A 21209-nucleotide genomic window follows, 5' to 3' on the forward strand; every position below is an offset into this window, starting at 1 on the left:
TGCAACGCCTAAGCCAAGCCTGGCGAGGGCTCAAGCCGCTTTATGTCACCTTCGTTTGCCCCTGATTAGGCCAGATAGAGCCTAAGGATCATCATGACGTTCAAGGCACCGGATAGCCTCGCTGAGCAGATTGCCCATCACCTTGCGGAGCGCATCATTCGTGGTGAGCTAAAGGCACGTGAGCGGATTCAGGAACAGAAAGTCACCCAGGCGCTAAACGTCAGCCGGGGATCGGTGCGTGAAGCGCTGCTGATTCTTGAGCGTCGTCACCTGATCGTGATCCCGCCGCGCCGTGGTGCCCAGGTTGCTGAGCTGACCCCGCACAATGTTAAAAGCCTGTATGCCTTGGTAATGGAGTTGTACATCCTGCTGGGCAAGGCTGTGGCGGATAGCTGGCAGGTAGAAGCGGACCTTGCGCCTTTCTTGGTGATTCAGCAGCGCTTGCAGGACAGCTTGCAGCGCGAGGACATCCACGGCTTTGTCGAAAGCAGCTTCGACATCATGCGTGCCGCGTTCCCGTTCTCCAATAACCCTTATCTGCAGGAAACCGTGGAGAACCTGCTACCCGCTATCAGCCGCACCTACCACCTGGCGCTGGAGCGGCGCAAAGGTGAAATGGCTCAGTTCCTCAATACCTTTGCGGCCCTGTTGCAGGCGATTATTGCCCGTGATCACCAGGCCATTCGCGAAGTCTTGCTGGGTTATGGTGAGCACAATTGCCAGCTGGTGCTGGCTGCACTGGCCGAGGCCTAAGGGAAGCGCTTCATGCGGCTCAAGTGCATCAAGCTCGCGGGGTTTAAATCCTTCGTTGATCCAACCACGGTGACTTTTCCCAGCAATATGGCAGCGGTGGTGGGGCCCAATGGTTGTGGCAAATCTAACATTATCGACGCCGTACGTTGGGTGATGGGCGAAAGCTCGGCGAAGAACCTGCGTGGCGAGTCGATGACCGACGTCATCTTCAATGGCTCGAATACCCGTAAGCCCGTGACCCAGGCCTCCATCGAGCTGGTCTTCGATAACTCGGATGGCACCTTGACGGGCGAATACGCTGGCTATAACGAAATTTCCATCCGTCGTCGGGTGACCCGCGACAGCCAGAACACCTATTTCCTCAACGGCACCAAGTGCCGTCGTCGCGACATTACCGACATCTTCCTCGGTACCGGCCTGGGCCCGCGCAGCTACTCGATTATCGAGCAGGGCATGATCAGTAAGCTGATCGAAGCCAAGCCGGAAGACCTACGCAACTTTATTGAAGAAGCCGCCGGCATCTCCAAGTACAAGGAGCGCCGCCGCGAGACCGAGAACCGCATCCGCCGCACCCATGAAAACCTGGCGCGCCTGACCGACCTGCGTGAAGAACTGGAGCGTCAGCTCGATCGTCTGCACCGCCAGGCCCAGTCAGCCGAGAAGTACCAGGAATACAAGGCCGAAGAGCGTCAGCTCAAAGCCCAGCTCACGGCGCTGCGCTGGCAGGCTCTGAATGAGCAGGTCGGTAGCCGTGAGGCGGTAATCAGCAATCAGGAAATCAGCTTCGAAGCGCTAGTGGCCGAGCAGCGCAACGCCGACGCCAGCATTGAACGCCTGCGCGATGGCCATCACGAGCTGAGCGAGCGATTTAACCTGGTACAGGGGCGTTTTTATTCGATCGGCGGCGATATCGCGCGCATTGAGCAGAGCATCCAGCACGGCCAGCAACGGTTGCGCCAGTTGCAGGACGACCTCAACGAAGCCGAGCGTTCGCGCCTAGAAACTGAGTCGCATCTGGGTCATGACCGCACTTTGCTGGCAACGCTCGCCGAAGAGCTGGAAATGCTGCTGCCCGAGCAGGAACTGAGCACCGCGGCTGCCGAAGAGTCTGCTGCCATGCTGGAAGAGTCCGAAACGGCGATGCACGGCTGGCAGGAACAGTGGGACGGCTTCAACCAGCGCAGCGCCGAACCACGGCGACAAGCCGAGGTGCAGCAATCACGCATCGCCCAGTTAGAGCAGAGCCTGGAGCGCCTGGCTGAGCGTCAGCGGCGTCTCAGCGATGAGCTTCAGCAACTGGCGGCCGACCCGGAAGATGCGGCGATTATCGAACTGGGCGAGCAGATCGCCGCCGGCGAAATCAGCCTGGAAGACCTGCAGCTGGAAGAAGAGCAGCAGGCCGAGCGTCTTCAGCAGCTGCGCAATGATTTGCAGCACAGCGGCCAGGCTCAGCAGCAAGCGCAAGGTGAGCTTCAGCGCCTGAATGGTCGCCTTGCTTCGTTGGAAGCACTGCAGCAAGCCGCGCTGGATCCCGGTAAAGGCACCAGCGAATGGCTGCGCGAACAGCAGCTGAGCGAGCGCCCGCGCCTGGCTGAGGGCTTGCGGGTTGAGGCCGGCTGGGAACTGGCGGTGGAAACCGTACTGGGTGCCGATCTGCAGGCTGTGCTGCTGGATGACTTTCAGGGCCTGGATTTTTCCGACCTGACCCAAGGCGATTTACGCCTGGCCAGCCCCAGCAAGGGCGGCGCGCGAGTGGCGGGTAGTTTGCTCGATAAGGTTGAAACCAGCCTCGACCTGGCGCCTTGGCTGGGCAAGGTTAAACCCGTGCAGAGCCTGGATGATGCACTGGCAGCGCGCCTGAACTTGGCCGAAGGCGAAAGCCTGATCAGCCGTGACGGTTATTGGGTTGGTCGGCATTTCCTGCGCGTACGTCGCGCCAGTGAAGCGGAAAGCGGCGTGCTGGCCCGTGGCCAGGAGATCGAACGATTAAGCTTGGAACGCGATGAACGTGAAGCCGCGCTGGCCGTGCTGGATGAGCGTTTGTTGCACTTGCGTGAGAGCCAACGCAGCCAGGAAGAACAGCGTGAACAGCAGCGCCGCCAGGCCCAGGACCTGGCTCGTCGCCTCGGTGAGCTTAAGGCCCAACTGTCTGCCGGGCAGGCCAAGGTCGAGCAACTGGTTCTGCGCCGCAGTCGTCTGGACAGCGAATTGCTGGAACTGGCCGAGCAGCGTGCAATCGAACATGAGCAGCTGGGTGAGGCGCGCCTGCATCTGCAGGATGCACTGGATGCCATGGCCACTGATAATGAGCAGCGCGAAAGTCTGCTGGCCAGCCGCGACAGCTTGCGCGAACGCCTCGATCGTGTGCGTCAAGAGGCCCGTCAGCACAAGGACCACGTTCACCAACTGGCCGTGCGCCTGGGTTCGCTGAAAGCCCAGCATGATTCCACCCGTCAGGCCCTGGAGCGTCTAGAGCTGCAGGCCGAGCGTTTGCACGAGAAACGCGAGCAGCTCAACCTGAATCTGGAGGAGGGCGAAGCGCCGCTGGAAGAACTGCGCATGAAGCTGGAAGAACAGCTCGACAAGCGCATGACGGTTGAAGACGAGCTCAAACTGGCACGCCTGGCTCTAGAAGATGCCGACCGTGAACTGCGTGACGCGGAAAAGCGCCGCACCCAGGCCGAGCAGCAGTCGCAGTTGTTGCGTGGTCAGCTGGAGCAGCAGCGTATGGACTGGCAATCGCTGACCGTAAGACGCAAGGCGCTGCAGGATCAGTTGCTGGAAGAAAATTACGACTTGCATGGCGTACTCGCCAGTATGCCGGCAGAGGCCAACGAGAACGCCTGGGAGGATGAGCTGGAGCGGCTCGCTGCGCGAATTCAACGTCTTGGGCCGATTAACTTGGCGGCAATCGATGAATACCAGCAGCAGTCTGAACGCAAACGTTACCTCGATGCGCAAAACGCTGATCTGGTAGAAGCGCTGGAAACGCTGGAAAACGTCATACGCAAGATCGACAAGGAAACCCGTAACCGCTTCAAGGAAACCTTCGACCAGATAAATGGCGGCCTGCAGGCGCTGTTTCCAAAAGTTTTCGGGGGTGGCAATGCCTATCTGGAACTGACGGGCGAAGATTTACTGGATACCGGTGTAACCATCATGGCGCGGCCGCCGGGCAAGAAGAACAGCACCATTCATTTGTTGTCTGGTGGTGAGAAGGCGCTGACTGCATTGGCATTGGTGTTTGCCATCTTCAAGCTCAACCCAGCACCCTTTTGCATGCTCGATGAAGTGGATGCGCCATTGGATGACGCCAACGTAGGGCGTTATGCGCGATTGGTTAAAGAGATGTCAGAAACCGTGCAGTTTATCTATATCACCCATAATAAAATCGCCATGGAAATGGCCGATCAGTTGATGGGCGTGACCATGCATGAGCCGGGTTGTTCGCGTCTGGTGGCGGTCGATGTAGAAGAAGCGCTGGCGCTGGTGGAGTCCTGATGCGCGAGGCGGTGTAAAGTTATCTTTCGTCGTGCTAGCTTAATGCGCATTGTTATTAGGCTTATCTGCGAAAAGCACGGAAAGGCTTGTCAGAACATAGGCTTGGCGTCACGTAAAAGAATTAGCAAAATGGCCCGGGATGGCCTTTTTCATCACATTATTATTAGGGGTTAAGGTATTTCATGGAATTCGGTCTGCGCGAGTGGCTGATTGTCATCGGCATTATTGTGATTGCTGGCATCTTGTTTGATGGCTGGCGGCGAATGCGCGGTGGCAAGGGTAAACTCAAGTTCAAACTTGACCGCAGTTTTGCCAACCTGCCGGATGATGACAGCGACCCTGATCTGCTCAGTCAGCCACGGGTTGTTGATCGCAGCCATGAACCTGGTTTTGACGAAGAAGATTTGCCGTCGCTAAGTGCCCGTGAATTGAACCGTCGCACCGGCGAGCCGCAGCAGGGCGACCTCAACTTGGGCCAGGAAGAGCCTGTGCCGACGCTGCTCAATCCAGTAGATGGCGATGCAGTTAAGCCTTCTGCTCAGGGTAAACAAAACACTAAAGAGCTGCCGCCGGTTGAAGAAGTCTTGGTGATCCATGTGATCGCCCGTGAAGACGATGGCTTCAAAGGCCCGGCGTTGCTACAGAATATTCTCGAAAGTGGCCTGCGTTTTGGTGAGATGGATATTTTCCATCGCCATGAGAGCATGGCTGGTAATGGCGAAGTCTTGTTCTCCATGGCCAATGCGCTTAAGCCCGGCACGTTTGATCTGGATGATATTGAAGGTTTCAGTACCCGTGCGGTGAGCTTCTTCCTCGGTCTACCGGGCCCACGCCACCCTAAGCAGGCATTTGATGTGATGGTAGCGTCCGCACGCAAGCTTGCTCATGAACTCAACGGTGAGTTGAAGGATGATCAACGCAGCGTTATGACGGCGCAAACTATCGAGCACTACCGTCAGCGCATTGTTGAATATGAACGCAAGCTGCTGACCAACAAACGCTGAATTAACCTGTGAAGTAGAAAGAGCAGCCAAGGCTGCTCTTTTCGTTTGAGAGCACACCGCAATGACCGACGCCTCTATTGCCGCCCAGCGCATTCTGCAACTGCGAGCCGAACTGGATGGGCATAACTACCGCTACCACGTACTCGATGAACCGAGTATTCCAGACGCCGAATATGACCGCTTGTTCCATGAGCTTAAAGCCCTGGAGGCTGAGCATCCGGCGCTGGTCACTGCGGATTCGCCGACCCAGCGCGTTGGTAGTTTGGCGCTTTCTGCCTTTGGCGAAATCAAGCATGAAGTACCGATGCTCAGCCTGGGTAATGCTTTTGCTGAAACTGACCTGTTGGACTTCGATCGGCGGGTGCGTGAGGGGCTGGATTTGCCAGCGGGCGATTTGTTTGGCGGCGGTGCCGAGGTCGAGTACAGCTGCGAACCTAAGCTCGACGGCCTGGCCGTCAGCCTGTTGTACCGCGATGGATTGCTGGTGCGCGGCGCAACGCGCGGTGATGGCAGCACGGGTGAGGACATCAGCGTTAATGTGCGCACCATTCGTAATGTGCCCTTAAAGCTGCAGGGCGCAGGCTGGCCAGCGGTTCTTGAAGTGCGTGGCGAAGTCTTTATGTCCAAGGCCGGTTTTGCTGCGCTTAACGCCAGGCAACTGGAACAGGGCGCCAAGACCTTCGCTAATCCGCGTAATGCGGCCGCAGGTAGCTTGCGTCAGTTGGACTCAAAAATCACCGCCAGCCGGCCTTTGGAGTTCTGTTGCTATGGCATCGGCCAGGTACAAGGTGAGTTGCCGCAGACGCATATCGGCATTCTGGAGGCCCTGAAACAATGGGGCATGCCGATCAGCCGTGAATTGAAGCTGGCCAAAGGCGCAGAGGAATGCCTGGCGTATTACCGCGATATCGGTGAACGGCGTGATGCATTGGCGTATGAGATTGACGGGGTGGTGTTCAAGGTCAATAGCCTGGCTTATCAGCGTGAGTTGGGCTTTCGTGCTCGCGAGCCGCGCTGGGCAATCGCCCATAAGTTTCCGGCGCTGGAAGAGCTGACTGAGCTGCTGGATGTAGAGTTTCAGGTCGGCCGCACCGGCGCAGTCACCCCAGTGGCGCGCTTGAAACCGGTGAAAGTAGCCGGTGTCACGGTGTCCAATGCCACGCTGCACAATATGGATGAAGTGGCGCGTCTGGGGGTGATGATCGGCGATACGGTCATCATCCGCCGCGCTGGTGATGTGATCCCGCAGGTGGTACAGGTGGTGCTTGAGCGGCGCCCAGACAACGCCAAACCCGTGCAAATTCCTGAAAGCTGCCCGGTATGCGGTTCTCACGTTGAGCGCACCCAGTTGGTTAAACGTAGCAAGGGTAAGGAAACCTTTAGCGAGGGCTCGGTGTACCGCTGCGTCGGTCGCCTGGCCTGTGCTGCGCAGCTCAAGCAGGCGATCATCCACTTTGTTTCGCGTCGTGCCATGGATATTGAAGGCCTAGGCGACAAGACCATCGAGCAATTGGTGGATGAGCAACTGATTGCCTCGCCGGCCGATCTGTACAAGCTGAAATACGAGCAGATCATCACCCTGGAAGGCTTTGCTGAGGTTTCCAGCAATAAGCTGCTGCAGGCCGTTGCCGACAGCAAGCAGCCGAGTCTGGCGCGCTTTATCTATGCCCTGGGGATTCCTGACGTGGGTGAGGAAACCGCCAAGGTGCTGGCCCGTGCGCTGGCCTCGCTGGAGCGTGTCCAGCAAGCCTTGCCCGAGGTGCTGACCTACCTGCCGGATATCGGCCTGGAGGTGGCACATGAGATTCATAGCTTCTTTGCCGACAGCCATAACCAGCAGGTGATTGCAGACTTACTTAGCCGTGATGAGTGCGGCCTGCAGCTGCAGGAGCAGGGCGAGCTGAGTGCCGAGTTCAGCGCCAGCGTCACTTTGGCGGCGATGCTCGACAAGTTGAATATCCCGTCAGTGGGGCCTGGCGGTGCGCAAAAACTGGCAGACAAGTTCGCCAGCCTGGAGGCTATCTTGGCGGCTGATTGGCTGGACATGCGCCAGACCTTACCCGAGAAACAAGCCAAGGCCGTGCGTGAGTTTTTTGATCACGCAGCCAATGCCGAACGCGCGCGCGCCATTGAGGCTCAGCTAAAAGCCTTTGGCATGCACTGGCACAGTGAGAAGAAAGTTATCGCTGGCCTACCGCTGGCCGGACAGACCTGGGTGCTGACCGGCAGTTTGGAGGTGATGAGCCGCGATGTCGCCAAGGAAAAGCTGGAGAGCCTAGGGGCCAAGGTGGCGGGTTCTGTGTCGGCTAAGACCAGCTGTGTGGTGGCAGGTCCTGGCGCAGGCTCAAAATTGGCCAAAGCCAGCGAGTTGGGGCTGCGGGTTATGGACGAGGCGCAGTTCTTGTCAGCTTTAGCTGGCTTCGGCCTCTAGGCGCGTTATCCGCTGTGCACTGCCCTCCAGCGTAACGCGTGAGGGCAGTGACTGGTTAGAGTTGGTGCTATGCGCGGTCTAGCCAGTAGAGCGGGCTGGTGTAAGCGCACTAAGCGCTGGGCGATTAGTCGCCGCGGTATTCGCAGCCGCTGGTGCAGGTTTCGTGGATGCGAATACGCGACAGCTCAGGTAGCAGCGGCTTGAGTTGTTGCCAGATCCATTTAGCCAGCACTTCACTGGTGGGGTTTTCCAGGCCAGGAATATCGTTCAGGTAGTTGTGATCGAGTTGCTCATACAGTGGCTTGAAGATCGCCTTGATCTCGGAGAAGTCACGAATCCAGCCGGTATAAGGATCAACCTCACCTTCGATATACACCGCGACCTTGAACGAGTGGCCATGCAGGCGACCGCACTTGTGCCCTTCGGGGACGTGAGGCAGGCGGTGCGCGGCCTCGAACATAAACTCTTTGAACAATTCCACGGTATTTCTCTCAGGTGTGCGCAGTTAACCGCGCGCTTAGCAAGCCGCGAATATTATCAGCTCAGGCGCGGTTAACCGAGTGCCGTGGGAACTGGGTAACGGTTTATGTATGGCCAGGCATCAGTCGATAGATTTTTTCTGCCATTAGGTCGCGCGTATCAGGTGTTCTGCGGAAAAACTGGCGTGGCTTTTGATTGGGGTCAGATTGACGCGTTCTGCCGCTATGTCGGTAGGGCGGGAGCAGCAGCCTGTAAGATGAGTAATTAAGAGGGCGGCCCTCTACTAATAACGAATATGACCTTAAAGTGTGGCTATCCAGGATTGATTAACAGGAGTGAAGATATGCATCCATTTGACGCGGCGCACCCGCCTAAATTGGCATTGCTGCTTGGCTATGCCGGGTTAGTGCCTTTTGTAAGCGGTGCTTTGGGTATTTGGATTACCCCTGAAGGCTGGCGGCCGGTGGTGCTGGCGGCGTTGCTGGATTATGCCGCGGTGATTCTGGCTTTCATGGGGGCGATTCACTGGGGCTTGGCTATGCGTGCAGAGGATACGAACGAGCAGGCGCAAGTGCAGCTGGGGCTTTCAGTGGTGCCGCCCTTGTTGGGTTGGCTGGCGATTACTGGCGGCATGCCAACCAGTTTGGCCTTGCCGTTATGTTTGCTGGCGTTCGGCGGTTTGTACGTTGCGGATTTGCGAGCGGTCAAACTGGGCCTGGCTCCGCAGTGGTACCCCAGTTTGCGCAGGCCTTTGACGATTGTCGTGTGCCTGAGTCTGCTACTGGCCTGGGGCAGTGTGTTGCTGCGTTGAGTTGAGCCAGTGCTCCACCGTCTTTAGAGTCTGTTCACGTCGCTGCGTCCAATTGCCCTGTATGCGCCGCAGCGGTTGCTGATGTCGCTGTAACCAGCCCTCACACTGTTGATAGAACGCCAGCCGCTGAGCCAGCTCCGGCTGGCAGCGCTGGCCATCATCGACCCACGGTGCATCGACTGGGTCGAGCAGCAAATGAAGGTGGTAATCGCGCTCGAGCAAGGCGTGTTCGATCCACGAAGGGCAGTCGCCAAACAGGGCCTGGCTCCAGAGCAGATTACTCAATAAGTGGGTGTCAAGAATCAGCAGCTCGGGGCGCGCAGCTCTGGCCTGGTCTTCCCAGGCCAATTGCCCTTGCGCAATGGTCGTAATGTCGGCGTAACAGGTGTCGCGCTGCTCGCGTTCGATAAAGTGCCGCACATATTCGCCAACCAGTTGCCCACCAAAGTTCGTCTGAATTTCTGCAGCCAGCCAACTTTTACCGCTGGATTCTGGCCCAGTGAGTACCAGCACCTTCATGCGCAAGCCAGGGCGCGGTCACGTCGCCAGGTTAGCCAGCCGTTGAGTGCTAGCAGGGTAAATACCCCATACAGCGCTGCAGTTGGGTAAAGACCCTGCTGCATAAATAGAGCGACAAACAGCAGGTCCAGAGCGATCCACAGGGGCCAGCATTCCACCCGTTTCTGTGCCATCCATACTTGAGCCACCAGGCTAAACGCGCTGAGGGCTGCATCCTGCCAGGGGGCGGCGGCGTCCGTGAACGTGGCCATCAGGTAACCGAGGGTAAGTGAACCGATTGCACCGACCGCCAGGCTCGCCAATATGCCGTTTGGGCTTAGCCGGCTGACCTGCACCCCGTTGTGATTGCTACCGCCTCGTGTCCATAGCCACCAACCGTAACCTTGCAACACGGCATACACACCCTGCAGGAGCATGTTTGAGTAGAGTTTCCCGTCATAGAAAATCCAGGCGTACATCAGCACCATCAACAAGCCTAGCGGCCAGCACCAGCGATTTTGCCGCACGGTCAGCCAAACGGCCCATATGCCAATGGCTGAAGCGATAATTTCCAGAGAGGACACACATCACCGGTTAGCGAGAGGTAACAAGGGACGGCGATTGTAGCGATTGCCGGGCGTGGCGTCTTGGCGGCTAAAAGACGCTTGTCGGCTGGATGGCTAATGGCTACTGCTTTGCCGATATACTCTGCACCCGTTTTTAGGATGATCGATGTGTTCAGGTCCGCTTTGGCTGTTATTGGCACCTTATGTTTATTGGTCTTCAGCCAATTAGTCCTGGCCGCTGCAGAAAACGCACATGTTAAAAGCAAGGCTCCGGCGTCGGTGGTGTTCCTTAACCCGGGGTTTTCTGACGAGCCTTTTTGGGTTAGTTACAGCGCATTTATGCAGGCTGCTGCGGATGATCTGGGCATGCACCTAGAGGTTATTTATGGTGAGCGCGATTCGCAGCGCTTGCTTGAGAGCGCCCGCAGCCTAATGGCCAGAGATAAGCAGCCGGACTACCTAGTGTTCGTCAATGAAATGTATACCGCGCCGCAACTGCTCAGATTATTCGCGGAAAGCCCAATCAAGCTGTTCTCCCTGCACAGCACCTTAACGCTTGAACAACAGCAGATCATTGGCGGCTCGCGTGGTCAGTACCGTAACTGGATAGGCAGCCTGGTGCCTAACGACGAGCAGGCCGGTTACTGGATGGCTAAGGCTTTGATCGGCAAGCTGGAAGGCCAGCCAGCTAGCCTGCTGGCCTTTGCAGGGGTGCGCTTCACGCCATCCGCCACCCTGCGCGAAGATGGCCTGCGCCGCGCTTTACGCGAGCACCCTGAGATCAAACTTCAGCAGGTGTTACAGGGCGAGTGGAAGCGTCAGCGCGCCTACGAACAGGCGCAGCTGGTGCTGGCACGTTATCCAGAAGTACGGCTTGTGTGGTCGGCCAACGACGAAATGGCGTTTGGCGTGATGCAGGCCGCGCGGGAGTTGGGTAAGCAACCGGGCAAGGATATTTACCTGGCAGCGCTGAACAATTCGGATGAAGTGCTGCAGGCGCGTATAGACGGCACTCTCAGTGTATTGGCTAGCGGGCATTTCACCCTTGGCGGCTGGGCCATGGTGATGCTGCATGATTACCATAAGGGGCTAGATTTTGCTGCGCGCGGGGGTAAGGATCGGGTCGATCCGCTGTTCAGTCTTCTGGATGTCAAACAGGCCGCGCACCTGCAAAAGCTGCTTAAGGTGCCGGGCTCTACGCTGGATTTTCGTCAGTTCAGCGCGGTGTACCGGCCGCAGATCAGGGATTACGGCTTCTCCATCAAACCCTTGCTGCAGTAAGTCAGACGCCCGCCAAGTGCAAGACGAGTTTGACCACAGCGAAAATCACCAGCACAAACACCATCGTGAATAGCACACCAAGAATGATGAAGTGACTGGGCTTGCCGCGGGAAAAATCCCGACTGCGGTTCTTGCCACTCTGCACACCGAGCGCCGCACTAAGAACGCTCTGCAGCATTTCCTTTAACGTCAGCGGTTTGTCTTGGTCATCGTCCATCATGCCGTCCCCCTGTGTGCTCAGAGTAGCTGCTGTATCTGGCAATGCTAGGACTCAGGATTTATTGACGCGCACGCTGGAGGCGGGGTATTTCAATAATTTGGCTGCTGGTCTGCGTGGTCGTTGCAGCAATTCTCCCGAGCAATTCGGGCAGACACCTTGATGGGTGTGCAAGGCGCAATCACGACAAAACGTGCACTCGAACGAACAGATCAGGGCATCGCTTGAGTCAGCCGGCAGGTCACGGTCACAGCATTCGCAGTTAGGGCGCAATTGCAGCATGGAAGGCTCCGCAGAAAGACGTGTCGGCTGAGCATAAACGCAAATGTTCATGTGCGACAAAACTGTTCTACGGTGGCTATGCGCGCGGTTTAACGAGGCCGTGCGCTCGCTAAACCGTGCACACGTTGAGGGCTCTAATTAGGACGTGGCCTAACGGTAGCTTAGAGCCCTCAAGAAGTAGCGGATTACTCCGGCATGCTCCACGGTTCTAGCGCGAAGCCTTGCTGGCTTAGCTGCTCGCGGGACTGTTTGAGCATGTCGGCAAACTGCACGGGGTCGCTGTAGATACTGCTCGACAGTTGAGTGCGACCGAGCAGTCGAGTGCTGGTGCGGTCAATGACTGTCAGGCTGAGATTGCCAGAACCGTCCTGCGGGGCCCAGGCCACACATTGGAAAGGTTGAAAGGCGCGGTCAGCAATCAGCAGGGCTTCGTTAAAACGCAGCGGTGCGTTCATGGGGTCGGTTTCTCCGAGGTGATCCCAAATACACAAGGACAGGCGGTAGGTTCCGCTTGCCAGTCATAGCTGTTGATGAACGAAGTTGACTGTTAAGTCACATGTTGGCCAAAAATTGCACCTATTTGCCCGATAAATCACAGTTTTACCGGTTGCATAACGAATATCGACTGAATGTTCCAGTCTGCTCGGCCTCGGCCTTCATGCGGACAGCATCACTTATAACGGCTGAAGGCGCTCGCCAAGGCGACCATTTTCGGCAAGCTCGAGAAACTCATCGCCAAGGCGCTGGCTCTCGCTCATGGCCTTACGCCAATAGCGTTCACGGCCGCCATCATCACCCTGATAACGGCTGAAGTCCTTACGGTCTGGGAGTTTGCCGTGAGGTAGGCGTGCCAGGTATTCACGTGAGGGGGCGAGTAACAGCACATCCTGAAGGCGGCCACCATCACCGCGCCGCCACGGCATGCTTTTATCGAACCAGCCAGGGATGATCTTGTCGGTGAAATGAGGGTAGAGGACGATGTCATCGCCGCTGAAGGGCAGGTCGAGGTGGTAGTCGAGCAGCCCGCCATCGCGGTAGGTTCCGGGCCCGGCACCCGGTATGTCACGCACGCCTTGCATGATCATCGGGATAGAGCCCGAGGCCAGCAGCGCATGACGTAAATTGCCGCTGTCGAGTCGCAGGTAGCGTGATGGGAAATCATTGAGCACGCCCAGCGGTGGAGCCTGGCGGGCGTCGTGCAGGATCACCCGCTCAAAGTGCTTAGCCAGGCGCGCTCGGCCCATCAGGTTACTGCCAATCACCGAAGACAAACCCAGGCTCAGTGCGCCACGGTGATCGTGCTGCAGCAGGCCATGGCTTTTCACCACCACAATGTTAAGCCGGTAATGCGGGTTGCTGAGGATGCTGGGCTCGTCGCTGCCCAACAGTTGCTCCAGCATAAGGCTGCAGCTGTGTGATACCTGCTTCATGCTCACGCCTTTGGTAAAGCGCTGTGAGGTGTATAGCTCACCGAGTCGGCGTAAGCCGACAGCTGGATCAGGTAGGCAGGCGCTGGCAAACCGCCACGAGCCGATGGATGCCCCAATCAGCGAGCGCTCACGCGGCGCACGTTGCAGCCAATCACCAAACAAGGCCAGATCCAGCCCTTGAATACCCAGGGCCTTCGGGCCGCCTGCTGCACCGGGCAGAATACCGACATCTGCCGGTTGTAGGCCCTGCTCACGAATGCGCGCAAGGGCGCGTTTGCCGGCTCTGATCGTCAGGGCAGGGGACTTGATTACTATCGCACTCATGCTGGCCTCCATCGCGCAGGGCGGCGATTATAAAACGCTGAGTGGCCAGACCAAGTACGTTCAGCGTGTGAATGACGCGTACAGCGATGGATTGATCAGCCTTTGAGCTCGCCCTTAGCTGCATTCAGCTTGAATTAAGTCATTTGCAGTAACTTGAATGCCACCCAAAGCCAACGTGAAAAGGAACGTGGATATGCACACATTGACTGCCGTATTGACCGCTGCTGCCCTGACACTGACTGCCGGCCTGGTCCAAGCCCGTGACCTGGGCCCGGATGAAGCCTTAAAACTGCGTGATGCGGGCACTATTATGTCCTTTGAAAAGCTCAACGCAGCAGCATTGGCGCTGCACCCAGGTAGCAAAACCGAAGACACTGAATTGGAAGAAGAGTACGGCCGCTACATTTACCAGGTCGAAGTGCGCGATGCCCAGGGTGTTCAATGGGATGTCGAGCTGGATGCTACCAACGCTCAAGTGCTGAAGAACCAACGAGACGATTGATGAACATCACTGCTTGGCTTGTACGCCCACTCCTGGCCTGTCTGCTGCTGACGGTTACGCTCAGCAGCAGCGCGCGTGATCTGGATCAGGACGAAGCACTGCGTCTACGCCGTGAGGGGCTGATCATGCCCCTCGAACAGCTGTTGCAGATGGCTTTGCAGCGTCATCCTGGCGCCGTTTTGCTTGAAGTCGAGCTGGAGGAAGAGGACGGTGTACTGGTTTACGAAGTTGAGCTGGTAACTGGGCAGGGTATTGTGCGCGAACTGGAATTACATGCGAGTACCGGTGAAGTACTCAAGGACGAAGTGGAAGACTAAATGCGCCTACTGCTGGTTGAAGACCATGTGCCCCTCGCCGATGAGTTACTGGCCAGCCTGGCGTGTCAGGGCTACGCCGTGGACTGGTTAGCCGATGGCCGTGATGCGGCCTACCAAGGCGCTACTGAGCCTTATGACCTGATCATTCTTGACCTCGGACTGCCTGGCAAACCGGGGCTGCAGGTGTTGCAGGAGTGGCGTGCAGGTGGCCTCAGCACGCCGGTACTGATTCTCACCGCTCGGGGCTCCTGGGCTGAGCGCATTGAGGGGCTGAAGGCCGGCGCGGACGATTACCTGAGCAAGCCCTTTCACCCGGAAGAACTGCAACTGCGCATTCAGGCATTGTTGCGCCGGGCCCATGGTCTGGCCAATCAGCCGCAACTGGAGGCTGCTGGGTTACAACTGGATGAAGGCCGGCAAACGGTTAAGCGCAATGGTGAAGAGGTCCAGCTGACCGCTGCCGAGTTCCGCTTGCTGCGTTACTTCATGCTGCATACCGGGCAGTTATTGTCGAAGAGTCATCTGGCTGACCACCTGTACGACGGTGAGAGTGAGCGCGACTCAAATGTTATCGAGGTGCACGTTAACCATCTACGGCGCAAATTGGGGCGCGAGATCATCGAAACCCGGCGTGGCCAGGGCTACCGTTTTAATGGGGATACGGCTTGAGGTCGATTCAGCGACGACTCAGTCTAGGGCTGGTCAGCGTACTGCTGATTGTCGGCCTGCTGCTGGCGCAAAGCAGCCTGTGGTTGTTCGACCGCAGCTTGCGTAACTATTTACAGACAACCCTGCAGGATGAAACGCAAACCCTGCTGGGGGCGATTGTGCGTGGCCCCAACGGCCTGCAGCTGGACGAGCGCCGGCTGAGCGCAGCATTTAAGCGGCCGTACTCGGGCCTGTATTTTCGCATCGACCTTGCCGAGCAAAGCTGGCGTTCACGTTCGCTCTGGGATCGTGAGCTAAACACGGCTGAGGCTGAAGGCTTGCAGGACGAGCTGGCTGACGGCCCGCAAGGGCAGGAGTGGCTGGTGTACCGCGCCGACTATCAACGCTATGGCCAGAACATCATGATCCATGTGGCGCGTGACTATACCCCGATGCTCAACAGTTTCAGCCACGTGCAGAAAGTTGTCCTGGGGTTGGGCGTTGCCGCTCTGCTGTTGATTTTGTTGCTGCAGCGCCTGATTGTCAGTCGTGCGTTGCAGCCGCTGGAGCAGACTCGCCGGCAGATCATGCAGCTGCAACAAGGCCAGCGCAGCCAGCTGGATCAGCAGGTACCGCTTGAGCTTGAGCCGCTGGTGGCGCAGATCAACCACCTGCTGGCGCACACCGAAGACACTCTGAAACGTTCACGTAATGCCTTGGGCAACCTCGGACACGCATTAAAAACGCCCTTGGCGGTGCTGGTCAGCCTGGCCTCCCGTGAGGAGCTCAAACAGTTGCCAGAGTTGCGCGAGAGCCTCAATAGCCAGCTGCAGCATATTCAGCAGCGTATTAGCCGTGAGCTAGGCCGTGCACGCCTGGCGGGTGAAGCATTACCGGGGGCTCATTTCGAGTGTGCCAGCGAGTTGCCTGAGCTATTCGCAACCCTGGCGATGATCCACGGCCATCATCTGGAACTCAGCTGGCAAGCCGAACCCGAACTGCGATTGCCCTGGGACCGTGAAGACCTGCTGGAGCTGCTAGGGAATCTGCTGGATAACGCCTGCAAATGGGCCGATCGCCAGGTGCAGTTGCAGATCAGTCGGCATCCGCACGGTTATCAATTGCTCATTGATGATGACGGGCCGGGCATTGACGCCGCTCAGCGTGAAGAGGTGCTCAGTCGCGGCAGTCGCCTAGACGAGCAGGTGGCGGGGCACGGCCTGGGTTTAGGCATCGTGCGCGATATCGTCGATGCCTGGGGTGGACAATTGCAACTGGCGGAAAGCCCGTTAGGTGGGTTGCGCGTCAGGGTCACATTGCCGTTGAAGCGCACCTGAATTCACCAAGTGCGCACAACGTAAGGTTCACATACCGTTGGCAAAGGCCGGGTTGCTCATGTCGATATTGGCGCGAACCGGGCGCAGGGCGTGTGCGTACTGGGCCAGAATATCCAGCTCATAATCGATGCGCGCATGCAGCCGCTGATCGTCTTCGCTGCTGGGCTCGGGGGTGTTCAATACCTTTTCGACACCGCGCACAATCAAGTGCTCGGGCAGGTAGCAGAGCCGGCAGTTTTTATAGCTTGAGGCGCGCAACTCGCTAATCGGGTAGGCCCCGCCAACGCCCGATGAGACGCCCACGAGCAGTCCAGGCTTGTGCGCCAGTTCAACCTTACTGGCGTAGATAAAGAAGTTTTTGATGGCCGGGCAGGCCATGCCATTCCACTCCGGCGAGATAATCACTACGGCATCAGCTGCTGCCAGTTGCTTGCTGTACAGCCCCCACGGGCCCGCATCCTCGGCAGGCCAGAGCGGCAGTGGCGCAAGACCCAGGTCAATGACGCTGCTCTGCGCATCATCGGTGAAGCCCAATTGAATCAGGCGCTGACGCAAGAATCGGGCAACTTTGCCCGATTGGCTGTTAGTGCGACCTGAGCCGGCCACCAAGGCGATATTGAGCATCGTGCACCTCTTGTTAATCAGACATAAACGAAAAACGCAGGCTAACGATTGCTAGCCTGCGTCACAAGGTGGCAGTCGTCACAGGCACTGCCTGGTCAGCTCACGCCAGAAGCCTAGACGCGGAACTGATCCATCAGGCTTTGCTGGTGGTTAGCCAGTTTGTTCAGACCCTGGCTGATTTTTGCCGACTCATCGGCCTGGGAGGAGATTGATTCCGTGACATCGCGGATCGAGGCGACGTTCCGGTTGATTTCCTCGGCCACCGAGCTTTGCTCTTCGGCAGCACTGGCAATCTGCAGGTTCATATCGGTAATCACACTCACGGCCTGACTGATGCGTTGCAGCACGGCCACCGCTTGTTCGACCTGCTCGACGCTGCCCTGGGCCTGACGATGGCTGCTGTGCATGGTGCTGACCACTTCCTTGGTGCCGCTTTGCAGGCCTTCAATCACCTGGCGGATTTCTTCGACTGAATCCTGAGTACGCTTGGCCAGGTTGCGCACTTCATCGGCCACTACGGCAAAACCGCGTCCGGCTTCACCGGCACGCGCCGCTTCAATCGCTGCGTTGAGGGCCAGAAGGTTAGTCTGCTCGGCAATCGAGCGGATCACTTCGAGTACCGAACCGATTTTCTCGCTGCTATCAGCCAGCCCTTCGACTTCCTGCATGGCGACGTTCATTTCATTGGCCAGCAGCTCAATGCTTGATGTGGTCTTACCGATCACATCCATCCCTTCACGGCTGGCTTGGTCAGCGGTGCGCGCGGCTTCGGCTGCCTGGGCGGCGTTGTGCGCGACATCTTGGGCGGTGGCACTCATTTCCTGGAAGGCTGTAGCCACTTGATCGACTTCGCGGTACTGCTGCTGCATGCCATCGCTGGTCTGGCTGGCGATCAGCGCCGACTGATCTGCCGTACTGCGGGCGTCCTGCACGCTGTGTTTAACGTCGGCAATAATTGGCTGCAGTTTGTCGAGGAAGCGGTTGAACCAGCTGGCCAGCTCGCCCAGCTCATCCTTCTTGGCGTATTCCAGGCGGCGAGTCAGATCGCCTTCACCGCTGGCGATGTCTTTCAACATGGCGGCCACACCAAGAATCGGCCGGGTCACGCCCAGAGCCGTGAGCCAGATCAGCAAGATACCCACCACACCTGCGGCCAAACCCAGGCCGAGTGAAGTGGCACTGTTACGGGTGCCCATGGCATCCATTTCAGCTTCAAGCCGAGCGGCAGGTTCAAGCAGGACTTTCTCCGGGACTTCGATGAGCACGCCCCACGGCTGTGCATCAGGAATGGGCAGCAGCGGTTGCAGCACCTGTAACGCACCTTCGTGGTGCAAGGCTTCAGGGCGATTATTGGCCAGCAGGCTGAGAATCTCGCCGTGCTGAGCACTGAACGCTTTATCAAGCTTGCCGCCAAGCAGAGCGCTGTCACGGCTGTGACCGGCTAGCAGCCCGGCAGGGCTGATGATGCTGACATGCCCGGCACCATCAAACAGTCCCTGATGGGCTTCGTTGCTCAGCTCTTGCAGGCTGGCGAGGCTGATATCCACGCCCAGCACGCCGATGACCTTGCCCCCTTGCTCTAGGGGAAAGGCAATACTGGTCATTAGGGTTTTCACCCCATCGGTGTCATCGATATAGGGGTCGAGCAAGCAGACTTTTTTCTTTTCAATAGGGCAGGTATACCACGCGTTGTATGGCGCTCCGCTAATGCCTGGCGTTGTGTCGCCGAGGCTCTCTTCGGTCATGCTCTCAGCAACCAGCTCACCGTTATCGCCTTGTGCCCAATAGATGGAGAAGCGGCCTTTATCATTGCTGCCCAATTCCGCCTGGTCGGCAAACAGTTCATCTTTACCGTCGAGCGCGTTGGGCTCGAATACCGCATAAACACCGAGCAGGCTGCGGTTGTTCTCTAGTGCGCTGCGCACTTGTCGAGTCAGGTCTTCACGCAGGTCGAAGGCATCCAGAAAGCGTTTTTCCGCCTGCTCGCGAATAAACAGAACCTGGTTCGTGGCACTGCGGCCGTATTGGTAGGCATCCATAAAATAGCGCTGAATTTGCAGTGCCTGAGACTCCCCGCGGGCGTTCATGCGCAGCTGTGCGGACTCTTGCAGCATTTTTGAGCTGGCCTGCTTGACCAGGTCAGCACTGCTCGATGCTTGAATGACCGACGCAGAGACTAAGACGGCGACAATGGCCAGCAGACATAAGCCCGCCAGCAGGGTGATCTTCAACTGAATAGAGAGTCGGCTGAACAGCATTTTCAGGACCTTATATGACTGAGGCTTCTAGCGCCTATCGGCGCTTAGGCGCTTTTCTTTAAGTTTTACAGCAACTAAAGCACAGCAAGTTACAGGCCAGCAGAGCGCTTTTAGCGTTCAGAGTAATCGAATCAGTTACAGCTTGTGTTAAATATTTTACAGGCGTTTTGACAGCTCGTTCAGCTTTGTGCAGAGTACGCGCCCTCGCCAAGCCGGCGCAGCATCCAGAGAAGGTTGAAACCTTCACGGACCTATTCAAAAGCGGGAGTAAATCGATGAACGCAGTCGTTGCGGCAGTGGGGATTATGCTGATCCTCAGCTTGTGCCGCGTGCACGTGGTTGTAGCCCTCATAGTCGGTGCATTAGCCGGTGGCCTGCTGGGTGGTTTGGGCCTTGAAGGCTCGCTGACTGCATTTCACAACGGCCTAGGCGGCGGCGCCAAGGTTGCCTTGTCCTACGCCTTGCTGGGCGCTTTTGCCGTGGCGATCGCCAAATCTGGCTTGGCCCACGCGCTGGCGGATAAAGCGCTGGCGATGGTCGGCAAGCAGGACACGAACAGTGCCGGGCTGCTTAAATGGCTGCTGATCGCTCTGCTTCTAGTTGTGGCGATTTCTTCACAGAACATCCTGCCGATTCATATCGCCTTTATCCCGTTGCTGGTGCCGCCCTTGCTGTTCGTATTGAGCAAGCTGCAGCTTGACCGCCGTTTGATCGCCTGCGTGCTGACGTTTGGTTTGATCACGCCCTACATGTTTTTGCCGGTAGGCTTTGGCGGCATTTTCCTCAATGACATCCTGCTGGCCAATGTGGCCAGCGGCGGCGTTGATATCACTGGCCTGCAAGTGACCAAAGCCATGGCCATCCCGGCGCTGGGCATGCTCTGCGGGTTGTTGATCGCCGTGCTGTTCAGCTACCGTAAAAAGCGCGTGTACGACCTGAGCAAGATAGAGCAGGCCGAGCGCGTGGATGTGGTCTACAACCCGTTGAGCCTGCTGGTGGCTGGCGTGGCGATTGCGGCTGCTTTTGTTGTGCAGCTGTGGTTAGACTCGATGATCATCGGCGCGCTGGCTGGTTTCGTGATTTTCTCGGTATCAGGCGTGGTGCGCTGGAAAGAGGCTGACGGGCTGTTTACCGAAGGCATGAAAATGATGGCCATGATCGGCTTTATCATGATCGCCGCTGCCGGCTTTGCCGAAGTGATGAAGGCCACGGGTGATGTGAAAAACCTGGTTGAGAGCGCGGCCGAACTGATTGGCCACAACAAGGCTCTGGGTGCATTGCTGATGCTGCTGGTCGGCCTGTTGGTGACCATGGGCATCGGTTCGTCGTTCTCCACCGTGCCAATCATCGCGGCGATCTTCGTGCCGCTGGGTCTGCAGCTGGGCTTCAGCCCACTTGCCATCCTGTGCATCGTTGGCACCGCCGGCGCGCTGGGCGATGCCGGCTCGCCGGCTTCTGACTCTACCTTGGGGCCAACTGCTGGTCTTAACGTCGATGGCCAACACAACCATATCTGGGACAGTGTTGTGCCGACTTTCCTGCACTACAACCTGCCACTGCTGGTGTTTGGTTGGGTCGCAGCAATGGTGCTTTGATTCGGCACGGCTTATCTGCCTAGCGAGTGTCAGGCGTTTAGCCTTTGAGCGGGGCTACCGATAAGTCGGTAGCCCCGTTTTTATTTGGGCGGCAGAGGGTTTGCCATGTTGCGGGGTTTTCGTTGCAGGTAGGCGCCCGCCATGACGTTCCTGCATGAGTTGATGACGGTTGCTTCTAGTGCCCCGGCATTTCAGCTGTTAGCGGCTGATTGCGAGCATCTGCGCCTTTGCTGCGATGCACTTGTTTGAGTGTGCGCCATGCTGACTTCGCCAAGGCGACGCGTCAGCACAAGGCGTGACTAAGCGCTACAGACAAGGTCGACATGAGTGATCGTGTGCCCTGTGGCCTT

20 protein-coding genes and 1 pseudogene are annotated in these 21209 nt (G+C 57.6%); 11 read left to right on the forward strand and 10 right to left on the reverse strand.

Going from position 1 to position 21209, the window contains the following annotated elements; genetic code table 11:
- The first annotated feature begins 93 nt into the window (after nt 1-93).
- From SOP97_RS19635 to ligA, 4 genes are all read left to right on the forward strand, one after another.
- Nucleotides 94-753, forward strand: a complete 660-nt coding sequence (locus SOP97_RS19635; RefSeq protein ID WP_274088711.1) for a GntR family transcriptional regulator — start codon at nt 94-96, stop codon at nt 751-753.
- A gap of 12 nt (nt 754-765) precedes the next feature.
- Nucleotides 766-4254: a chromosome segregation protein SMC gene (gene smc, locus SOP97_RS19640; RefSeq protein WP_274088712.1), complete on the forward strand. Its 3489-nt coding sequence runs from the start codon at nt 766-768 to the stop codon at nt 4252-4254.
- 182 nt (nt 4255-4436) lie between these two features.
- Nucleotides 4437-5258 (forward strand): cell division protein ZipA, encoded by an 822-nt coding sequence (gene zipA, locus SOP97_RS19645; RefSeq protein WP_274088713.1) that lies wholly within the window; start codon nt 4437-4439, stop codon nt 5256-5258.
- 61 nt (nt 5259-5319) lie between these two features.
- Nucleotides 5320-7689 (forward strand): NAD-dependent DNA ligase LigA, encoded by a 2370-nt coding sequence (ligA, locus tag SOP97_RS19650; RefSeq protein WP_274088714.1) that lies wholly within the window; start codon nt 5320-5322, stop codon nt 7687-7689.
- A gap of 124 nt (nt 7690-7813) precedes the next feature.
- Here the strand turns inward: ligA and queD are convergent, their stop codons facing one another.
- The gene (queD, locus tag SOP97_RS19655; RefSeq protein ID WP_090241991.1) at nt 7814-8170 is read right to left on the reverse strand and encodes a 6-carboxytetrahydropterin synthase QueD; all 357 of its coding nucleotides are present in this window, start codon (nt 8168-8170) and stop codon (nt 7814-7816) included.
- A 342-nt stretch (nt 8171-8512) separates the two neighbouring features.
- On the opposite strand from queD, the gene SOP97_RS19660 reads away from it, so the two are divergent.
- Entirely contained in the window at nt 8513-8980 is a 468-nt protein-coding gene (locus tag SOP97_RS19660; protein ID WP_274088715.1) for a DUF3429 domain-containing protein, read from the forward strand.
- Here SOP97_RS19660 and SOP97_RS19665 read toward each other — a convergent pair.
- Together SOP97_RS19665 and pnuC are read right to left on the reverse strand one after the other, a co-directional pair.
- Nucleotides 8948-9499, reverse strand: coding sequence for an AAA family ATPase (locus SOP97_RS19665; RefSeq protein WP_274088716.1), 552 nt, complete (start codon nt 9497-9499; stop codon nt 8948-8950). The genes SOP97_RS19660 and SOP97_RS19665 overlap by 33 nt on opposite strands.
- On the reverse strand, nt 9496-10062 hold the full coding sequence (gene pnuC, locus SOP97_RS19670) for a nicotinamide riboside transporter PnuC (RefSeq protein ID WP_274088717.1): 567 nt from the start codon (nt 10060-10062) through the stop codon (nt 9496-9498). Before pnuC ends, SOP97_RS19665 begins: the two co-directional genes overlap by 4 nt.
- 150 nt (nt 10063-10212) lie before the next feature.
- Here pnuC and SOP97_RS19675 point away from each other — a divergent pair, with 150 nt between their 5' ends.
- The gene (locus SOP97_RS19675; RefSeq protein ID WP_322950549.1) at nt 10213-11325 is read left to right on the forward strand and encodes an ABC transporter substrate-binding protein; all 1113 of its coding nucleotides are present in this window, start codon (nt 10213-10215) and stop codon (nt 11323-11325) included.
- 1 nt (nt 11326) lies between these two features.
- Here SOP97_RS19675 and SOP97_RS19680 read toward each other — a convergent pair whose 3' ends face one another.
- The 4 genes from SOP97_RS19680 to SOP97_RS19695 all read right to left on the reverse strand — a co-directional run bounded on the left by SOP97_RS19680 (nt 11327) and on the right by SOP97_RS19695 (nt 13578).
- Nucleotides 11327-11542: a DUF2970 domain-containing protein gene (locus tag SOP97_RS19680; protein WP_274088730.1), complete on the reverse strand. Its 216-nt coding sequence runs from the start codon at nt 11540-11542 to the stop codon at nt 11327-11329.
- 54 nt (nt 11543-11596) lie between these two features.
- A complete protein-coding gene (locus SOP97_RS19685; RefSeq protein ID WP_274088718.1) occupies nt 11597-11824 on the reverse strand; it encodes a DUF1272 domain-containing protein in 228 nt (75 codons plus the stop codon).
- Nucleotides 11825-12009: 185 nt separating this feature from the next.
- The gene (locus SOP97_RS19690) at nt 12010-12279 is read right to left on the reverse strand and encodes a hypothetical protein (RefSeq protein ID WP_274088719.1); all 270 of its coding nucleotides are present in this window, start codon (nt 12277-12279) and stop codon (nt 12010-12012) included.
- Nucleotides 12280-12498: 219 nt separating this feature from the next.
- Complete coding sequence (locus SOP97_RS19695) at nt 12499-13578, reverse strand: patatin-like phospholipase domain-containing protein (RefSeq protein ID WP_274088720.1); 1080 nt, start codon at nt 13576-13578, stop codon at nt 12499-12501.
- Between the two features lie 193 nt (nt 13579-13771).
- Between SOP97_RS19695 and SOP97_RS19700 the strand changes: the two genes are divergently transcribed.
- The 4 genes from SOP97_RS19700 to SOP97_RS19715 are packed head-to-tail and all read left to right on the forward strand — an operon-like array spanning nt 13772 to nt 16382.
- Nucleotides 13772-14080, forward strand: coding sequence for a PepSY domain-containing protein (locus tag SOP97_RS19700; protein ID WP_274088721.1), 309 nt, complete (start codon nt 13772-13774; stop codon nt 14078-14080).
- Complete coding sequence (locus tag SOP97_RS19705) at nt 14080-14397, forward strand: PepSY domain-containing protein (protein ID WP_274088722.1); 318 nt, start codon at nt 14080-14082, stop codon at nt 14395-14397. Before SOP97_RS19700 ends, SOP97_RS19705 begins: the two co-directional genes overlap by 1 nt.
- Nucleotides 14398-15066, forward strand: a complete 669-nt coding sequence (locus tag SOP97_RS19710) for a response regulator transcription factor (RefSeq protein ID WP_274088723.1) — start codon at nt 14398-14400, stop codon at nt 15064-15066.
- Nucleotides 15063-16382, forward strand: a complete 1320-nt coding sequence (locus tag SOP97_RS19715) for a sensor histidine kinase (RefSeq protein WP_274088724.1) — start codon at nt 15063-15065, stop codon at nt 16380-16382. The genes SOP97_RS19710 and SOP97_RS19715 overlap by 4 nt, the downstream gene beginning before the upstream one ends.
- A gap of 27 nt (nt 16383-16409) precedes the next feature.
- On the opposite strand, the gene SOP97_RS19720 is transcribed toward SOP97_RS19715, so the two are convergent.
- The 3 genes and pseudogenes from SOP97_RS19720 to SOP97_RS20485 all read right to left on the reverse strand — a co-directional run.
- Nucleotides 16410-17006, reverse strand: coding sequence for an NADPH-dependent FMN reductase (locus SOP97_RS19720; protein WP_274088725.1), 597 nt, complete (start codon nt 17004-17006; stop codon nt 16410-16412).
- A 113-nt stretch (nt 17007-17119) separates the two neighbouring features.
- Entirely contained in the window at nt 17120-17875 is a 756-nt protein-coding gene (locus tag SOP97_RS20480; RefSeq protein WP_411912094.1) for a methyl-accepting chemotaxis protein, read from the reverse strand.
- Nucleotides 17876-17977: 102 nt separating this feature from the next.
- Nucleotides 17978-19264, reverse strand: a pseudogene (locus SOP97_RS20485) (PDC sensor domain-containing protein); the annotation flags it as partial.
- A 275-nt stretch (nt 19265-19539) separates the two neighbouring features.
- Here SOP97_RS20485 and SOP97_RS19730 point away from each other — a divergent pair.
- A complete protein-coding gene (locus SOP97_RS19730) occupies nt 19540-20859 on the forward strand; it encodes a Na+/H+ antiporter family protein (protein ID WP_322950550.1) in 1320 nt (439 codons plus the stop codon).
- Nucleotides 20860-21209: the final 350 nt, after the last annotated feature.

The sequence above is a fragment of the Pseudomonas spirodelae genome (assembly GCF_034653255.1).
Classification (GTDB): domain Bacteria; phylum Pseudomonadota; class Gammaproteobacteria; order Pseudomonadales; family Pseudomonadaceae; genus Aquipseudomonas; species Aquipseudomonas spirodelae.